This window comes from Streptomyces sp. NPDC044064 (assembly GCF_056434245.1).
In genome coordinates this window covers 465,414-482,149 of record NZ_JBWKFN010000003.1, presented here as the reverse complement: position 1 = coordinate 482,149, position 16,736 = coordinate 465,414, and the positions used below count along the sequence as shown (strand labels likewise).

Below are 16,736 nucleotides of genomic sequence, written 5' to 3'. Positions count from 1 at the left end.
GCACGCGAGCTGTGCACCGCCCCCGCCGACTCGCCCCCCGCCCCCACCCCCCGCCGGGCCTCCTCCCCCCCCCCCCCCCCCCCCCCCCCCCCCCCCAGTCCCGAGATCATCACCGTGGCAACGGCCGCGGATCAGTCCTCGGAGGCGTGCTCCTCCAGCGACTTCAGCGCCGGGTCGAGGACGACGTCCTCGTCACGGTGAGTGGTCGGCTCCTCCGGGAAGTGGCAGGCCGTCAGGTGGCCGTCCCGGTTCCCGGAGATCTGGACCAGCGGCGGCTCCTCGCTCGCGCACTTGTCCTGGGCCTTCCAGCAGCGGGTGCGGAAGCGGCAGCCGGACGGCGGGGAGATCGGCGACGGGACGTCACCGGAGAGCCGGATCCGCTCGCGGTCCTCGTCCTCGACCCCGACCTCGGGGACGGCCGACAGCAGGGCGTGCGTGTACGGGTGGCGGGGGCGGTTGTAGATCGCCTCCCGGTCGCCGACCTCGACCACCTTGCCGAGGTACATCACTGCGACGCGCTGCGAGAAGTGCCGCACGATGGCGAGGTCGTGGGCGATGAACAGGAACGCGATGCCCAGTTCCTTCTGGACCTCCTGGAGCAGGTTCACCACCTGCGCCTGGATGGACACGTCGAGCGCGGAGACCGGCTCGTCCGCCACGATCAGCTTCGGGTTCAGCGCCAGGGCACGGGCGACGCCGATGCGCTGACGCTGGCCGCCGGAGAACTCGTGCGGGAAGCGGTTGTAGTGCTCCGGGTTCAGGCCGACGAGCTCCAGCAGCTCCCGGACCTTCTTCTCCCGGCCGCCCGCGGGCTCGATCCCGTTGACCTCCATCGGCGACTTGATGATCGTGCCGACGGTCTGGCGCGGGTTCAGCGAGGAGTACGGGTCCTGGAAGATCATCTGGATCTCGGACCGCACGGGCGCCAGCTGACGGCGCGAGGCCCGGGTGATGTCCTGCCCGGCGTAGGTGATGCTGCCGCCGGTCGGCTCCAGCAGGCGGGTGATGAGCCGGCCCGTGGTCGACTTGCCGCAGCCGGACTCGCCGACCAGACCGACGCTCTCGCCGACGCCGACCGTCAGGTCGATGCCGTCGACGGCCTGCACCGCGCCGACCTTCCGCTTGATCGGAAAGCCGCCGTAGATCGGGAAGTGCTTGGTCAGGCCCTTGACCTCGAGGAGGGTCTCCGACGAGGTCGTGGTGGAACCCTGCTGCTCGGGGAGGGTGAGGTTGTCGCTCATGTCTCGGTTCTCCCTAGCGCAGCCGGGGCTGGATCTGGTCGATGAAGATGGTCTGCTTCTGCTCGGCCGTGAGGTGGCACGCGGCGGCGCGTCCGTCGGCCAGCGCCGGACGGGTGTCCGAGCAGAGGCTGCCCTGCACCTCGTCCTTGAACGCGCAGCGCGGGTGGAAGCGGCAGCCCGACGGCGGGTTGAGCAGCGAGGGCGGGCTGCCGGGGATCGGCGACAGCTTCTCGTGCAGGTCGCCGTCCAGGCGCGGCATCGAGCTGAGCAGGCCCCAGGTGTAGGGGTGCTTCGGCTCGTGCAGCACCTCGCGGACGCTGCCGCGCTCCACGGCCCGGCCGGCGTACATCACCAGCAGGTCGTCGGCCATGTGGGAGATGACGCCCAGGTCGTGGGTGATGAAGATGATCGCGGAGCCGAACTCCTGCTGCAGGTCCTTGAGCAGGTCCAGGATCTGCGCCTGCACGGTCACGTCGAGCGCGGTGGTCGGCTCGTCGGCGATCAGCAGGTCGGGGTCGCACATCAGCGCCATGGCGATCATCGCGCGCTGGCGCATACCGCCGGAGAACTGGTGCGGGTAGTCGTCGAAGCGGACCTTGGGCTGCGGGATGCCGACCTTCTCCAGCATCTGGATGGCCCGGTCCTTCGCCTCCTTCTTGGAGGCGCCGCGGTGCTTCATGAACGGCTCGGACAGCTGGCGGCCCACCGTGTAGAACGGCGACAGCGCGGTCAGCGGGTCCTGGAAGATCATCGCCATCTTGTTGCCGCGGAGCTGCTCGAGCTCCTTCTCTTTGGCGGTGACGAGTTCCTTGCCGTCGAGGACGATCTCGCCGTCGACGGTCGAGGTGCGGGGGTTGTGCAGGCCCAGGATCGTCAGGTTGGTGACGGACTTGCCGGAGCCGGACTCGCCCACGATGCCCAGGGTCTTGCCGCGCTCGACGTCGAAGGAGAGGCCGTCGACGGCCCTGACGATGCCGTCCTCGGTGGAGAACTGCACCTTCAGATCGCGGACCGACAGGAAGCTCTCCGCACCGGTCGGGGCCGGAGTGCCCTCGGTCTTGGTCAGTGTGGTCACGGTGGTTCGTTCTTCCTAGGAGAGCCGGACGCGCGGGTCGATCCAGGCGTACGCGATGTCGGTGAGGATGTTGAAGAGCAGGATGAAGAAGGCACCGAACAACATGACGCCCATGGTCAGCGGGAGGTCCTTGTGGACCGCGCCGTCCACCGCGAGCCGACCGATTCCCTGGAGGGAGAAGGTGATCTCGGTGACGACGGCACCGCCGAGCATGCTGCTGAGGTCGATACCGAGCACGGTGACGATCGGGATCATCGAGCCGCGCCAGGCGTAACGGAAGAAGACGTACTTGCGCGACATGCCCTTCGCGCGGGCGGTGCGGACGTGCTCCTCGGCGAGCTGCTCGATCATCGAGGAACGTGCCATACGGGTGTACTGCGCGGTGAAGATGGTGGCCATCACCAGCGTGGGCAGCAGCATGCCGGTGAACCAGCCCCACGGGTCCTGGGTGATCGGCACGTACTGGGGGTTCTCCATCCAGCCCGTGCTGTAGACGAAGATGATCAGGACGATCGGACCCAGGAAGTAGATCTGGAACGAGCTGAGCACCATCGACGCGCCCGTGGCGATCTTGTCCACCATCGAGCCTCGCCGGAAGGCGGCGATCATGCCGGCGCCCACACCGACCACGAGGAAGACGACCGCACCACCGAGGGTGAGGGTCAGCGTCGTCGGGAAGCGGTCCATGATCGTGCCCCAGACCATGTCGCCCGAGTAGAACGACTGCCCGAGGCACGGGGCGCTGCAGTGTCCGGTCGGGAAGTCACGGCCCATCACGATGCCGGTCATGAAGTCCCAGAACTGCTGGACGATGGGCAGGTTGAGACCGAGGGCCTGGCGGATGTCCTCCAGTCTCTGAGGAGAGCAGTCCTTGCCACAGGCCAGGGAGGCGTAATCGGAAGGTGCGGCGACAAACAGGAAGAACGTCGCGGCGGAAATGAGGAACAGGGTGACCAGGGCACCGACCGTGCGCCGGATGATGAACTGAAGCATGGCGGGAGGGCTGCTCTCTGCGGAGACGAGTGGGAGGTTTCACGGAGGTGCGGGGACGCGCTCCGCCTGGTGCGCGTCCCCGCGATCAGCCGTAGAGAGTTACGACTTCTTCAGGAACAGGTGGTTGATGTCGATGAGGCTCGACACCGACCCGTAGCGGGCGCCGCCCACGTTGGACCCGGAGAGCTGGAACTGCTTGGTGTACCACAGCGGAGCGGCCGGCAGGACCTTCTCCATCAGGTAGTGCTGGGCTTCCTTCCAGGTCTTCGCGGCCGCGGCCGGCTGCTGGGTCAGCGCCTTCTTGATGAGGGCGTCGACCTTCGGGTCCTTGACGTGCGAGTAGTTCGGCGCACCGTCGGCGACCTGGGAGCCGTCGTAGACCGGCGTGACCACGGTGGACGGGGTCGGGTAGTCCTGGCCCCAGCCCGTGATGTACATGTCGTACGGGTTGTTCAGCTTGCCGATCTGCTCGTAGTAGCTGGCGGCGTCGACCTCCTTGGAGACGACGTCGAAGCCGGCCTTGGTCAGCGCGTCCTCGATGGCGACCTTGCGCTTCTGGCCGTTCTCGCTGTTGCCGTAGGCGAAGACGACCTTCTTCTCGGCCGCCGGGACGCTCTTGAGGAGCTCCTTGGCCTTGGCGATGTTGCCCTGCGGCGTCGCCAGACGGCCGTACGGGTCGTACTTGGCCTCGTAGCCCGGCAGGGTCGGCGCGAAGTAGTTCGGGGCCACGTCGCCGCCGTAGACACCGCCCTCACCGGCGATGAGCGACTTGGAGTTCACCGCGTAGGAGATGGCCTGACGGACCTTGAGGTTCTTCACGCGGTCCAGGTTGAACGTCAGCTGCATCACGTAGGGCTGGTAGCCCTTGACCGTGCGCTTGTTGACGGCCGGGTTCTTGATGACGTCCTGGATCTGCGTGGCCTCGACGCCGCCGGTGAGCTGGATGGCGTTCTTGTCGTCGCCCTGGTCGGCGATCAGACGCTTGGTCTGGGTCGACTCGGTGACGCCGAACTGGAAGTTGAAGCCGTCCACGTACTGGTGGCGCACGGAGTCGGTCTTCGGGTCCCAGTTGCTGTTCTTGACGAGCACCAGGGACTTGCCGTTCTTGTACGACTGGATCTTGTACGGACCGGTGGCGACCGGGGTCTTGTCGTACTTCTCCTTGGTGTCGTCCTTCGCCGGGACGATGGCGTAGCCGGCCATGGCCAGGGTCTGCGGCAGGTCCGGACGCGGCTGGTCGAAGTGGAAGACGACCGTCTTGTCGTCCGGCGTGTCCAGGACCGACTTCGGCAGGTGCTTCTTGCCGAAGCCACCGTCCGGCAGCGCCTTGCGGTAGTCGGCGCCGCTCAGCCAGGTCTGCAGGTAGGTCGGGCCGTCGAAGATGAACTTCGCGTACAGACGCTCGACGGAGTGGCGGACGTCGGCGGACGTGATGACGTTGCCCTTGGCGTCCTTGATGCCGTCCTTGAGGGTGAACGTCCAGGTCTTGCCGCCGTCCGACATCTTGCCGGAGTCGGTCGCCAGGTCACCCGCGACCGAGATGTTGCCCTTGTCGTCCTCCTGGAACTGGGTCAGGCGACGGAAGAGCAGGTTGGCGACCTGGCCGGCGTCGGAGACGTAGGTCTGGCCCGGGTCCAGGTGCGAGAGGCCCGCCTCCTGGTAGACCGTGATGGTGCCGCCGCTCTGGGCACCGGCGATCTCCGCGGCCGGACCGGTGGAGCCGGCAGCGTCGACGTACTTGACCGCCTTCGACTGGACCGAGGCTTCCTTCTGGTCCTTCTTGGAGTTCGCGCCGGTGTTGGTGCCCTTGTTCTCGGAGCACCCGGTGAGCGCGAGGGAACCGGCCGCGATGGCGACGACGATGGCCTGCGCTCTGCGCGAGCTGAACGACTTCATGAGGCGAATGCACCTACCTGTCGGTTGTTATCCATGAGTACTGCCTGACGCGGCTGGTAGGCCGACTCGGGGGTGGCAGTCATCCCCCCTCCAGCGGACGAACTACCGCCCGGACTTGGGGTCGAACGCGTCCCGCACCGAGTCTCCGAGGAGATTGAAGGCCAGGACGAAGATCACCAGCGCCACACCCGGGAAGAAGATGAACGACGGGTCCTGCTCGGCGTACTTGGCGCCGTTGGCGAACAGCCGTCCCCAGTCCGGGGTCGGCTCGACGAAGCCGACGCCCGCGAAGGAGAGGAAGGCAATGGTGAGGATGGTGCTGGGCAGGTTGTACGTGAACTGCACCAGGATCGGCGTCACCACGTTCGGCAGGATCTCCTTGCGGACGATCCGCCAGGGCGAGGCACCGGAGACCTTGGCGGCCTCCACGAACTCACGCTCGCGCAGGGACAGCACGGTCGAGCGGACCAGTCGGGCCATACCCATCCAGCCGAGCACCCAGAGCACGATCAGCATCGCCACAGCGCGGAAGTACGTCGGGGTCTCCTCCCGCGGGTCCACGAAGAACGCGGTCACCACGGGCATGAAGGCGATGAAGAAGAGCTGCTGCGGGAAGGCGAGGAAGAAGTCGGTGACCCGGCCGATCCAGTAGTCGGTCCTGCCCCCGAAGTAGCCGCCGATCAGTCCGAGGATGATGCCCGTGACCATCATCAGGACGGTCACGCCGAGCGCCATGAACAGCGAGGTGCGCATGCCGTACACCAGCATCGCGAAGATGTCGCGGCCGTACTGCGGCTCGACGCCGAACCAGTGCGTTCCGGACAGACCGCCGAAGTAACCGAGCGGCAGACCGAAGTCGTCCAGGACGGGGGTGTCCTGGTAGCTGGGGTCCTGCCCGTACAGCGCGTACGGGTCCGTCCCGCTGAGCTTGGTCAGCAGCGGCGCGGCCAGCGCGACCACGAAGTAGAAAATCACTATCGCGGCGCAGATGACACCGGTACGGTCACGCTTGAAGCGCTGCCACATCAACTGGCCGGGAGAGCGACCCTCGAGCGTCTTCTCCTCCTTGGCAGGAGTGGGCTTCGTCTCGAGTTCGGGCTCCAAGGCAACCGACGGCCCGGAGCCTTCAGCCTTGGCGGGACTGGTCATGTGTGTTCTTCCCCCGGGGGGTTGGAGAGTCGAGCGCAGCGCAGATACCGGAGAGTTCTGCGGTTTGGGGGAACTTTCGCCAATGTGTTCAACGCGCGTCAAGGGCGGACGACATAGGGATGTCCCTACGTTCAATATTTTGAGCAAAAATTGCAAAGATCGACACCTGTACGCGCTTGACATGAACTGACGCAGTCCGGCAAAACGGACAACCTGTCCCGTTTTCCCGTTTACATGTCCGAAACTTGACGCGCAGGTCCCCGGTATGCGAACACTCGCCCCCACATCGCCCCGCTGACCGGATCGGTCCAGCGCATGAATACCCGCGCGCGGCACGTCCATACCTGCGGGTACGCCGAAGGCCCGGCCCTCCGGTAGGCGGAGGACCGGGTCCTACGGGGTCTCAGGAGGCGTCAGCCGTGCTTGGCGCGGCTCGCGGCGCGGGCGCGCTCGCGGGCGTCCAGGTTCACCTTGCGGATGCGGACCGCCTCCGGGGTGACCTCCACGCACTCGTCGTCGCGGCAGAACTCCAGGGACTGCTCCAGGGAGAGCTTGCGCGGCGGGACGATGGCCTCGAACGAGTCGGCCGAGGACGACCGCATGTTCGTGAGCTTCTTCTCCTTGGTGATGTTCACGTCCATGTCGTCGGAGCGCGAGTTCTCACCGACGATCATGCCCTCGTACACCTCGGTGCCCGGGTCGGTGAACAGGACGCCGCGCTCCTGGAGGTTCGTCATCGCGAACGCGGTGACGGCGCCGGAGCGGTCGGCGACCAGGGAACCGTTGTTGCGGGTCTGGAGCGTGCCGAACCAGGGCTCGAAGCCCTCGTGGATGGAGTGGCCGATGCCCGTGCCGCGGGTCTGGGTCAGGAATTCGGTACGGAAGCCGATCAGACCGCGGGAGGGCACCACGAACTCCATGCGCACCCAGCCGGAGCCGTGGTTCGACATGTTGTCCATCCGGCCCTTGCGGACGCCCATGAGCTGCGTGACGGCGCCCATGTGCTCCTCGGGCACGTCGATCGTCATGCGCTCGACGGGCTCGTAGGTCTTGCCGTCGACCTGCTTGGTGACGACCTGGGGCTTGCCGATGGTCAGCTCGAAGCCCTCGCGGCGCATCTGCTCGACCAGGATGGCGAGCGCCAGCTCACCACGGCCCTGGACCTCCCAGGCGTCCGGGCGCTCGGTGTCGAGCACGCGGAGCGAGACGTTACCGATCAGCTCACGGTCCAGGCGGTCCTTGACCTGGCGGGCGGTGACCTTGCGGTCCTTGACCACCGCCTTCGCGTCGGCGCCCTTGCCGGTGCCGCCGCGGCCGACCAGCGGGGAGGTGTTGGTGCCGATGACCATGGAGATGGCCGGCTCGTCGACCGTGATCAGCGGGAGCGGGACCGGGTTCTCGGTGTCGGCGAGGGTCTCGCCGATCATGATCTCCGGGATACCGGCGACGGCGCAGATGTCACCCGGACCGGCCACCTCCGCCGGCTTGCGGGTGAGCGCCTCGGTCATCATCAGCTCGGTGATCCGGACGTTGCTGATCGACCCGTCGCGCTTGATCCAGGCCACCGTCTGGCCCTTGCGCAGCTCGCCCTGCTCGACGCGGAGCAGCGCGATACGGCCGAGGAAGTTGTCGGCGTCCAGGTTGGTGACGTGGGCCTGGAGCGGGGCTTCCTCGTCGTACGTCGGGGCCGGGATGTGCGCCAGGATCGTGGAGAAGAACGGCTCCAGGCTGGTGGAGTCCGACGGGACCGTGCCGTTGTCCGGCTTGGTCAGCGAGGCGACGCCGTCACGGCCGCAGGCGTAGACGATCGGGAACTCGATCTGCTCCTCGTCCGCGTCCAGGTCGAGGAAGAGGTCGTAGGTCTCGTTGACGACCTCGTCGATGCGGGAGTCCGGGCGGTCCGTCTTGTTGATGCACAGGATGACGGGCAGGCGCTGCTGCAGGGCCTTGCGCAGCACGAAGCGGGTCTGCGGCAGCGGGCCCTCGGAGGCGTCCACCAGCAGCACGACGCCGTCGACCATCGACAGGCCGCGTTCGACCTCGCCGCCGAAGTCGGCGTGGCCGGGGGTGTCGATGATGTTGATGGTGATCGGCTCGCCGCCGTCCTTGGGGTGGTACTTCACCGCCGTGTTCTTGGCGAGGATCGTGATGCCCTTCTCACGCTCCAGGTCGTTCGAGTCCATGACTCGGTCGTCGACCTGCTCGAGCTGGTGGGCGGCGAAGGCACCGGCCTGCTTCAGCATGCCGTCGACGATGGTCGTCTTGCCGTGGTCGACGTGAGCGACGATGGCGACGTTGCGGATGTCGTGGCGCGTGGCCATATTGCGACGTACTCCCGGAGTGTGAGGAAGGCCCTCTGCGTACGTCCGTGTGACGCGGGCCCTGCCGGGCTTGACATGCCACGGCCTCACCCCATGTTACGTGGCCCTGAGGGGGTCGGCCTCCCCAGGGCCAAGGCGGTCTCAGCTGCCGGACGGACTCGGCGAGACCTTGGCGCCCTTCTTGAGGAATCCCATGTCCTCGTAGACGGGTGTCTGGAACCCGAACGCACCCGCGTTGACCAGGTCCTTTCGGGCTCCGACCAGCTGCGGGCGCTGGTAGAGGGGGATGGAACCGGCCGTCGCCCAGATCCGGGAGTCCGCCTTGCGGATCAGGGCCCGCGCCTCGTCCTCGTCCAGCGCCGAGGCGGCCTGGTCGAAGAGCTGGTCGACCTGGTCGGTGCCGACCCGGGTGAAGTTCTGCTCGACGTTCACCGAGCCGTCGGCGGCCGGAACCGGCTTGGCGTAGATCGGCCGGGCGTCGGTGGCGGGGAAGGCCGAGGACGGCCAGGAGTACAGGGCGAGGTCGTAGTCGCCCGCGGCGACGTGGTCCTTGAAGTAGCTCTCGTCGGAGACCTTGATGATCGTGGTGCGGATGCCCACCCTGTCGAGCATCGCCGCGATCCGCTCGGCGACGGAGTTCAGGGTCTCGGAGCCGGGCCCCGAGGGGAGCACGAAGCGCAGGGCGAGCGCCTTGCCGTCCTTGGCCAGCGGACCGGTCATGGCACCGGCCGGGGCCGCCGTACCCTTCGGGGCGTAGGCGCCGGGCGCGCCGCCCTGACCGCCGTTGTACTGCTTGCCGTCCTGCGAGAGGTGCTTGCCGCCCTCGTCGCCCTTCTCCCGCTTCTCCTCGGCCGACTCGTGGTGCTTGCCCTTGCCGTCCGTGCCCTTGTCGTCCTCGCCGACGATGTACTGGCCGTCGTCGCCGCCGTCGGACTCGTCCTCCTCCTTCTGCTTCTTCTTCGTGCTCTCGGCACCGGCCGCCTTCTCGGTCTTCTTCTCCTCCTTGACCGGTCCGCCGAGCACCCAGCCGGCGTCCGCGAGCAGTGCCGCGGCCTCCTTGGTGTCCACGCCGCCCAGGGCGCCGCTGTTGTCGACGTAGTCGGCCTGACCGGACAGGGCGAGGTGACTGCCGACCGGGACGGCCGGCAGGCCGAGCGGGGTCAGCACGAGCTTGGCCAGTTCCTCGCGGTCGATCGCGTGGGCGACGGCCCGGCGGACCCGCTCGTCGGCGAGGGGGCCCTCGGCACCGTTGAGGGCGAGCTGGGTGTAGGCGGGCTCCAGCGACTTGCGGACGTCGAAGGCGTGCAGCTTCTCCTGCTGCTCCAGGTACCGGGTGATGGCCCGGCTCAGCTTCTTCTTGCCGGCCTTGACCTCGTCGGAGTCGAAGCCGTGCGCGAGGGCCCAGGAGCGCAGCTTCTTGGCGGAGGTCTTGCCGGCCCCCTGCAGCGGGGTGCCGGTGCCGCCCTGGCGGGAGGCGAGGTTGATCCGCTCGGCCTCGGCCGGGTCGATGTCGGCGAGGTCCACGGTTCCGTCGGCGAGCGCCGCCGCCCGCTTGTCGCGGTCCACGGCGTGCAGCACGATCTCGTTGAGCTTGGCGGGCTTGCCCCACCAGCGCGGGTTGCGGGTGAGGACGATGTCCTTGGCGGCGGTGTCGACCTTCTCGACCTTGAAGGGGCCCGCGGTGACGTTCAGCTTGCGGCGGGCGCCGTCGTTGAAGGCGTCCGGGGTGCCCATGACGTCCTTCGGGTACAGCGGGGAGAACAGCGACTTCCAGTCGGCGTAGGGCCGGGAGAAGGTGACGCGGACCTGGAGGTCGTTCGCGCCGCGCTCGATCTTCTCGATGCGGTCGTAGCCGGCGTTGCGGGCGGTCCAGTAGGCGCTGTCCTTTCCGGACAGGGCGCGCCACTGGGCGACGAAGTCGGCGGCGCCGATCTCCCGGCCGTCGCTCCAGACGGCCTGCTGGTTCAGCTTGTACAGCACGACCTGGCGCGGCTCGGTCTCGATGACCTTGGCGGACTCCAGATAGGCGGGGTTGGCCACCGGGCGCCCGGTGGCGTCGAGGCGGAACATCGACGGCAGCACGGCCTGGGCGACCCGGTTGGTGCCCGCGTCGGCGTCCGCCTGAAACGAGTTCAGGGTCTCCGGTACGGCGTCCACGGCCCACTTCAGAGTGCCGCCCTCGGCCACCTGGTCGCGGGCGACGGGGTCGATGTCCTGCCCGGCCAGGGGCCGGCTCGGCTGCTCGTCGGAGCCGCAGCCGGCGAGCAGGGACGCCGCGAGGGCCCCCGCGGTGAGGAACGCGGCCGAGCGCAGGACGCTCCGCTGGCTGTGCCGAGGTGCGACTGCGTCGCGGGGCCCCGATGCGTCGTCGGCCGTCTGCGGCTCCGTGGTGGCCGGTCGTGCCCCGCGGCGGAGCCGCATGTCGATGGCGCCCCGCGCCCCTTCGGGGCGCTGCCCAGCGCCGACGCCGTCGTGGGACATCTCTGCTACCTCCGGGAAGCCGCGGGCGTTATGATCACTTTTGGCCGTATATGGAGCTGATCAGATCTATGCGCCCAGTGAAGAGGAAAGGATCCGGCAACAGCGGGCGACACGGCGACGACGGAAAGTAAGCCACCCGTGCGGCGCAACACACCCGGAGATGCACCCACGCGACTCCGCCAATCGATGCACATGTCTTCACAGCGACAGGTGTGACGCGCAACACTCCAAGGCGCATGAACGTTGCCGCCCAGGGCCCGCAGGACCCGTGGAAGTGAGGGCAAGTCATGTCCGTGCACGACGAACTGACAACCGTCCAGCGCAGCCTCGACGATCTGTACCGGTCGCTCGGGCGCCTGGAGAAGCAGCTGGGCACCGGTGGCCTGGAGATGCGCCGGGTCCGGATGGACGCCGACCATCTGCGCGAGAGCCTGGCACTGCTGCGGGACGCAGCCCGCAGCCCGGGCACCCCGAGCCGGCCCGACCTCGTCACCATCTCCGACACGCCGTACGACATCAGCCTGTGGACGGACTCTGACGACGAAGGCCTGGGCGCCAGCGACCGGCACGCTCCCTGAACCGAACCGACCGGAGTCCCCCTTGGCGACTGGTACGGAACCCCAACAGAACAGCGGCGGCGTACGTTCGCGTACGCGCGCCGCGATCGACGCACCGCATCTGCGGACCGACCGCTGGTGGCTGGCGCCCGCCGTCACCGCGGCCGGTCTGTTCGCCTTCGTCGTCTACTCGACCTGGCGGGCCTTCGCGAACGCGCACTACTACGCGGCGCCGTACGTCTCCCCGTTCTACTCGCCGTGCCTGGCGCAGAACTGCGCGACCATGCACGCGGGGCCGAACGCCGACCTCTTCGGGAGCTGGTGGGCCATCTCCCCCGCCGTCATCATCCTGATCTTCCCGCTCGGCTTCCGGCTGACCTGCTACTACTACCGCAAGGCCTACTACCGCAGCTTCTGGGCGTCCCCGCCCGCCTGCGCGGTGGCCGAGCCGCACCGTACGTACACCGGGGAGAGCCGCTTCCCGCTGATCCTGCAGAACGTCCACCGGTACTTCTTCTTCGCCGCCCTGCTGGTCGCCGGCGTGCTGACCTACGACACCGTGCTGTCCTTCCGCGACGAGCACTACCGCTGGGGCCACATGGGCCTCGGCACCCTGGTCTTCCTGGTCAACATCGTGCTGATCTGGGCGTACACGATCTCCTGCCACTCCTGCCGGCACATCGTCGGCGGCAAGCTCAAGCACTTCTCGAAGCATCCCGTGCGCTACAAGGCGTGGCAGTTCGTCGGAAGGCTCAACGCCCGGCACATGCAGCTCGCCTGGGCGTCGCTGCTGAGCGTGGCGCTCGCCGACTTCTACGTCTATCTCGTCGCGTCCGGAGTCTTCGACGATCCGCGCTTCTTCTAGTGAGGGACTGACTGATGTCCGTGGTGGACCGGCAGGAGTGGGACGTCGTCGTGGTCGGTGCCGGCGGCGCCGGGCTGCGGGCCGCGATCGAGGCGCGGGAGCGGGGCGCCCGTACGGCGGTGATCTGCAAGTCGCTGTTCGGCAAGGCGCACACGGTGATGGCCGAGGGCGGCATCGCGGCGGCCATGGCCAACGTCAACGAGCACGACAACTGGCAGGTCCACTTCCGCGACACCCTGCGTGGCGGCAAGTTCCTCAACCAGTGGCGGATGGCCGAACTGCACGCGCAGGAGGCCCCGGACCGGGTGTGGGAACTGGAGACCTGGGGCGCGCTGTTCGACCGTACGAAGGACGGGAAGATCTCGCAGCGCAACTTCGGCGGCCACGAGTACCCGCGGCTCGCGCACGTGGGCGACCGTACGGGTCTGGAGCTGATCCGCACCCTCCAGCAGAAGATCGTCGCGCTGCAGCAGGAGGACCGGAGGGAGACCGGGGACTACGAGTCCCGGCTGAAGGTCTTCCAGGAGTGCACGGTCACCAGGGTCCTGAAGGACGGCGAGCGGATCTCCGGGGTCTTCGCGTACGACCGCGAGTCCGGCCGCTTCTTCGTCCTCGAGGCGCCCGCGGTGGTCGTGGCGACCGGCGGGATCGGCAAGTCCTTCAAGGTGACGTCCAACTCGTGGGAGTACACGGGCGACGGGCACGCGCTGGCGCTGCTCGCCGGGGCGCCGCTGCTGAACATGGAGTTCGTGCAGTTCCATCCGACCGGCATGGTCTGGCCGCCGTCGGTGAAGGGCATCCTCGTCACCGAGTCGGTGCGCGGCGACGGCGGGGTGCTGCGCAACTCCGAGGGCAAGCGGTTCATGTTCGACTACATCCCCGACGTCTTCAAGGAGAAGTACGCCGAGTCGGAGGAGGAGGGCGACCGCTGGTACGACGACCCGGACCACAACCGGCGTCCCCCGGAGCTGCTCCCCCGCGACGAGGTGGCCCGGGCGATCAACTCCGAGGTGAAGGCGGGCCGCGGCTCCCCGCACGGCGGGGTCTTCCTGGACGTGTCGACGCGTATGCCGGCCGAGGTGATCAAGCGCCGGCTGCCCTCCATGTACCACCAGTTCAAGGAGCTGGCGGACGTCGACATCACGGCGGAGCCGATGGAGGTCGGGCCGACCTGCCACTACGTGATGGGCGGCATCGCGGTCGACTCCGAGACGGCGGCGGCCCGCGGGGTGCCGGGGCTGTTCGCGGCGGGTGAGGTCGCGGGCGGTATGCACGGCTCCAACCGGCTGGGCGGCAACTCGCTCTCCGACCTGCTGGTGTTCGGGCGCCGGGCCGGCTGGCACGCGGCCGAGTACGCGGCGGGCGCGGCCGAGCGCCCCCGCGTCGCCGACGCCCAGGTCGACACGGCGGCCGCGGAGGCCCTGCGGCCCTTCTCCGCCCGGCCCCAGGAGGAGGCGGGCCCGCCCGAGAACCCGTACACCCTGCACCAGGAACTCCAGCAGACCATGAACGACCTGGTCGGCATCATCCGCCGCGAGGGCGAGATGGAGCAGGCCCTGCGGAAGCTGGCCGAGCTGCGCGTACGAGCCCGGCGGGCCGGTGTCGAGGGGCACCGCCAGTTCAACCCGGGCTGGCATCTCGCCCTCGACCTGCGAAACATGCTGCTGGTCAGCGAGTGCGTGGCACGGGCCGCGCTGGAGCGCACCGAGTCGCGCGGCGGCCACACCCGCGAGGACCATCCGACGATGGACCGCGCCTGGCGCAACGCGAACCTGCTGTGCTCGCTCGCCGACCCCGCCGCGGGTCTCGCGGCGACCGATCCCGCGCGCGGCCAGATCCGGCTTACCCGGGAGAGCACCGAACCCATCCGCCCGGACCTGCTCGCCCTCTTCGAGAAGGAGGAGCTGGTCAAGTACCTCGCCGAAGAGGAGCTGTACGAGTGAGCAGCTACGAGGCCCGCTTCAAGGTGTGGCGGGGTGACGACGAGGGCGGCGGCCTGGAGGACTTCGGGGTCGAGGTCCACGACGGGGAGGTGGTGCTGGACATCATCCACCGGCTCCAGGCGACCCAGGCGCCCGACCTCGCCGTGCGCTGGAACTGCAAGGCGGGCAAGTGCGGTTCGTGCTCGGCGGAGATCAACGGGCGCCCCCGGCTGATGTGCATGACGCGCATGTCGGTGTTCACCCGGGACGAGACGATCACCGTCACGCCGCTGCGCGCCTTCCCGGTGATCCGGGACCTGGTGACCGACGTCGGCTTCAACTACCAGAAGGCCAGGGAGGTTCCGTCCTTCGTGCCCCCCGCCGGAGTGGGCCCGGGCGAGTACCGCATGTTCCAGGAGGACGTGGACCGCTCGCAGGAGTTCCGCAAGTGCATCGAGTGCTTCCTGTGCCAGAACACCTGCCACGTCGTCCGCGACCACGAGGAGAACAAGCAGGCGTTCGCCGGGCCGCGCTTCCTCATGCGGGTCGCGGAGCTGGACATGCACCCGCTGGACGCGGCGGAGGAGACCGGCCTGGACCGCAAGGGCACCGCCCAGGACGAGCACGGCCTCGGCTACTGCAACATCACCAAGTGCTGCACGGAGGTCTGCCCGGAGGGCATCAAGATCACGGACAACGCGCTGATCCCGCTGAAGGAGCGCGCGGTGGACCGCAAGTACGACCCGCTGGTCTGGCTGGGGTCGAAGATCAGGAGGAGGTCTTCGTAGTGTCCCGGCCGGGGCTCTGGGCGCGGACCTGGATGATGAATCCGGCCAGGAAGAGCGCGATATAGCCGAAGAACGCGACGTCGCCGAACCCGGCGGCGTCGGACGGCTCCACCAGCAGGAGCAGGCTCAGCCCGAGGGTCGTGACCAGGGTGCCGTACCCCCACAGCCGCGGCCGTACCACCCGGCGGCGGGCGGGCCACGGCACCCAGTCCGCCACGACGGACGCGATGCCGGCCGCCGCGAACAGCGCCACGGCCAGCCATGCCGCCACCACCAAGTACATGTGCATGACGATCATCGTTCCACCGGAATGCCCGCCTCGGTAGTCATCCGGCCCAGTCCTTGCGGTACGCCCGCCAGTCCCCCTCGGTCGCCGCGAAGTCGACGTACAGGGCGACGCCGAAGCGGGCCCGGTCGGCGTCGGTGCGGGACAGGCCCAGGCGGACACCGCGTACGGCGGCCGGGACGGTCTCCGCGCGGGCCCGGTGGCCGAAGCGGTTCTCGTGGTAGAAGGGCAGGCCCATCAGGAGGTCGGTGGTGTCCGGGGTGACCTCCAGGGCGAGGCTGGTCTGCTGGGCCACGTAGCCGCCGTACAGGCTCTCCAGCGGCTGCATCGTGTCGTACGACATCACGGCGATCTGGTCCACTCGGCGGGCCACCTGCCCGAAGTAGGCTTGTGACCACCACTTGGGGTGGCCGGTGGTCGCGCCCCAGAAGGAGTGGAACGCCGGCAGCGGGTCTATCTGGTGGGCCGCGACGGACAGCAGCGCGTGGTGGGCGTGGGTGAGCGCGCGGAGGTCGTCCAGGAGGGAGAGGTAGTCGCTGTCGCCGGAGTGCAGGGGCTCCAGGTCGAAGTGGGCGCCCTCGAAGCCGGCGGCCAGGATGCGGCGGGTCGAGGCGACGACGGCGGTGCGGGTGGCGGCCCGCTCCAGGTGCAGACCGTCCGGGGTCTCACCGGCCAGCTTGTCGCCCAGCCAGGCCTGGACACGGATGCCGGGCATCTCCCGGTGAACGGCTCTGATCAGCCAACGCGCCTTCGGGTAGGCCGACTCGGGCAGGGTGCCGTCGTGTTCCAGCGGGCCCGAGTGGACGTACAGGTCGCGGATGCCGGTGCCCTGCAGGCGGTGGGCGAGGGCTTCGACGTCCTGGTCGGTCTTGCGGCCGTCGACCCAGGCGTGGCCGAGCCAGAGGGCGTCGCGGCTCCGGGTACGGGTGCCCTTGGCGGGGTCGCCGCTGTAGTTGAGGCGGAGGGCCGTCTCCGCGGCGAGGACGGGCAGGATCAGGAGGAGCAGTGCGGTGGTGACGACGATGACGACGCGGCGGCGCCGACGGCGTGACCGTGGCACCTGCGGGAGGGTCTCTCCGTCGGCGGCCTCCGGGCCCGCCGCTTCTCCGGTCTTCTCCTCGTTCAATCCTGCCCCCTGGTCCGTCTCGTCCCCCAGCCGTAT

13 protein-coding genes are annotated in these 16,736 nt (G+C 68.6%); 4 read left to right on the top strand and 9 right to left on the bottom strand.

Annotation, left to right across the window (positions count from 1 at the left end):
• Positions 1-131: 131 nt before the first annotated feature.
• From AC07DS_RS07630 to AC07DS_RS07600, 7 genes are all read right to left on the bottom strand, one after another.
• Complete coding sequence (locus AC07DS_RS07630) at positions 132-1,241, bottom strand: ABC transporter ATP-binding protein (protein ID WP_479143543.1); 1,110 nt, start codon at positions 1,239-1,241, stop codon at positions 132-134.
• 13 nt (positions 1,242-1,254) lie between these two features.
• Complete coding sequence (locus AC07DS_RS07625) at positions 1,255-2,316, bottom strand: ABC transporter ATP-binding protein (RefSeq protein WP_479143541.1); 1,062 nt, start codon at positions 2,314-2,316, stop codon at positions 1,255-1,257.
• Positions 2,317-2,331: 15 nt separating this feature from the next.
• Entirely contained in the window at positions 2,332-3,309 is a 978-nt protein-coding gene (locus tag AC07DS_RS07620) for an ABC transporter permease (RefSeq protein WP_479143539.1), read from the bottom strand.
• A gap of 99 nt (positions 3,310-3,408) precedes the next feature.
• On the bottom strand, positions 3,409-5,205 hold the full coding sequence (locus tag AC07DS_RS07615; protein WP_479143537.1) for an ABC transporter substrate-binding protein: 1,797 nt from the start codon (positions 5,203-5,205) through the stop codon (positions 3,409-3,411).
• Positions 5,206-5,307: 102 nt separating this feature from the next.
• Positions 5,308-6,354, bottom strand: a complete 1,047-nt coding sequence (locus tag AC07DS_RS07610; RefSeq protein WP_479143535.1) for an ABC transporter permease — start codon at positions 6,352-6,354, stop codon at positions 5,308-5,310.
• Between the two features lie 413 nt (positions 6,355-6,767).
• Positions 6,768-8,675 (bottom strand): translational GTPase TypA, encoded by a 1,908-nt coding sequence (typA, locus tag AC07DS_RS07605; RefSeq protein WP_479143532.1) that lies wholly within the window; start codon positions 8,673-8,675, stop codon positions 6,768-6,770.
• Between the two features lie 141 nt (positions 8,676-8,816).
• Complete coding sequence (locus AC07DS_RS07600; protein WP_479143530.1) at positions 8,817-11,156, bottom strand: ABC transporter family substrate-binding protein; 2,340 nt, start codon at positions 11,154-11,156, stop codon at positions 8,817-8,819.
• 287 nt (positions 11,157-11,443) lie between these two features.
• On the opposite strand from AC07DS_RS07600, the gene AC07DS_RS07595 reads away from it, so the two are divergent.
• From AC07DS_RS07595 to AC07DS_RS07580, 4 genes are read left to right on the top strand one after another with little or no spacing between them, the layout of a single operon-like run.
• Positions 11,444-11,734: a hypothetical protein gene (locus AC07DS_RS07595; RefSeq protein WP_479143528.1), complete on the top strand. Its 291-nt coding sequence runs from the start codon at positions 11,444-11,446 to the stop codon at positions 11,732-11,734.
• Between the two features lie 22 nt (positions 11,735-11,756).
• On the top strand, positions 11,757-12,578 hold the full coding sequence (locus AC07DS_RS07590; RefSeq protein WP_479143527.1) for a hypothetical protein: 822 nt from the start codon (positions 11,757-11,759) through the stop codon (positions 12,576-12,578).
• Positions 12,579-12,592: 14 nt separating this feature from the next.
• The gene (locus AC07DS_RS07585; protein ID WP_479143525.1) at positions 12,593-14,521 is read left to right on the top strand and encodes a fumarate reductase/succinate dehydrogenase flavoprotein subunit; all 1,929 of its coding nucleotides are present in this window, start codon (positions 12,593-12,595) and stop codon (positions 14,519-14,521) included.
• A complete protein-coding gene (locus AC07DS_RS07580; protein ID WP_479143523.1) occupies positions 14,518-15,288 on the top strand; it encodes a succinate dehydrogenase/fumarate reductase iron-sulfur subunit in 771 nt (256 codons plus the stop codon). The genes AC07DS_RS07585 and AC07DS_RS07580 overlap by 4 nt, the downstream gene beginning before the upstream one ends.
• Here AC07DS_RS07580 and AC07DS_RS07575 read toward each other — a convergent pair.
• On the bottom strand, positions 15,269-15,577 hold the full coding sequence (locus AC07DS_RS07575; protein WP_479143522.1) for a hypothetical protein: 309 nt from the start codon (positions 15,575-15,577) through the stop codon (positions 15,269-15,271). The genes AC07DS_RS07580 and AC07DS_RS07575 overlap by 20 nt on opposite strands.
• Positions 15,578-15,614: 37 nt before the next feature.
• Complete coding sequence (locus tag AC07DS_RS07570) at positions 15,615-16,700, bottom strand: glycoside hydrolase family 18 protein (protein WP_479143520.1); 1,086 nt, start codon at positions 16,698-16,700, stop codon at positions 15,615-15,617.
• Positions 16,701-16,736: the final 36 nt, after the last annotated feature.

What these genes read in the sequence shown, in the direction of transcription:
- AC07DS_RS07630 (WP_479143543.1), bottom strand. Translation starts at nt 1,241, where the DNA reads ATGAGCGACAACCTCACCCTCCCCGAGCAGCAGGGTTCCACCACGACC.
- AC07DS_RS07620 (WP_479143539.1), bottom strand. Translation starts at nt 3,309, where the DNA reads ATGCTTCAGTTCATCATCCGGCGCACGGTCGGTGCCCTGGTCACCCTG.
- AC07DS_RS07615 (WP_479143537.1), bottom strand. Translation starts at nt 5,205, where the DNA reads ATGAAGTCGTTCAGCTCGCGCAGAGCGCAGGCCATCGTCGTCGCCATC.
- AC07DS_RS07610 (WP_479143535.1), bottom strand. Translation starts at nt 6,354, where the DNA reads ATGACCAGTCCCGCCAAGGCTGAAGGCTCCGGGCCGTCGGTTGCCTTG.
- typA (WP_479143532.1), bottom strand. Translation starts at nt 8,675, where the DNA reads ATGGCCACGCGCCACGACATCCGCAACGTCGCCATCGTCGCTCACGTC.
- AC07DS_RS07600 (WP_479143530.1), bottom strand. Translation starts at nt 11,156, where the DNA reads ATGTCCCACGACGGCGTCGGCGCTGGGCAGCGCCCCGAAGGGGCGCGG.
- AC07DS_RS07595 (WP_479143528.1), top strand. Translation starts at nt 11,444, where the DNA reads ATGTCCGTGCACGACGAACTGACAACCGTCCAGCGCAGCCTCGACGAT.
- AC07DS_RS07585 (WP_479143525.1), top strand. Translation starts at nt 12,593, where the DNA reads ATGTCCGTGGTGGACCGGCAGGAGTGGGACGTCGTCGTGGTCGGTGCC.
- AC07DS_RS07575 (WP_479143522.1), bottom strand. Translation starts at nt 15,577, where the DNA reads ATGCACATGTACTTGGTGGTGGCGGCATGGCTGGCCGTGGCGCTGTTC.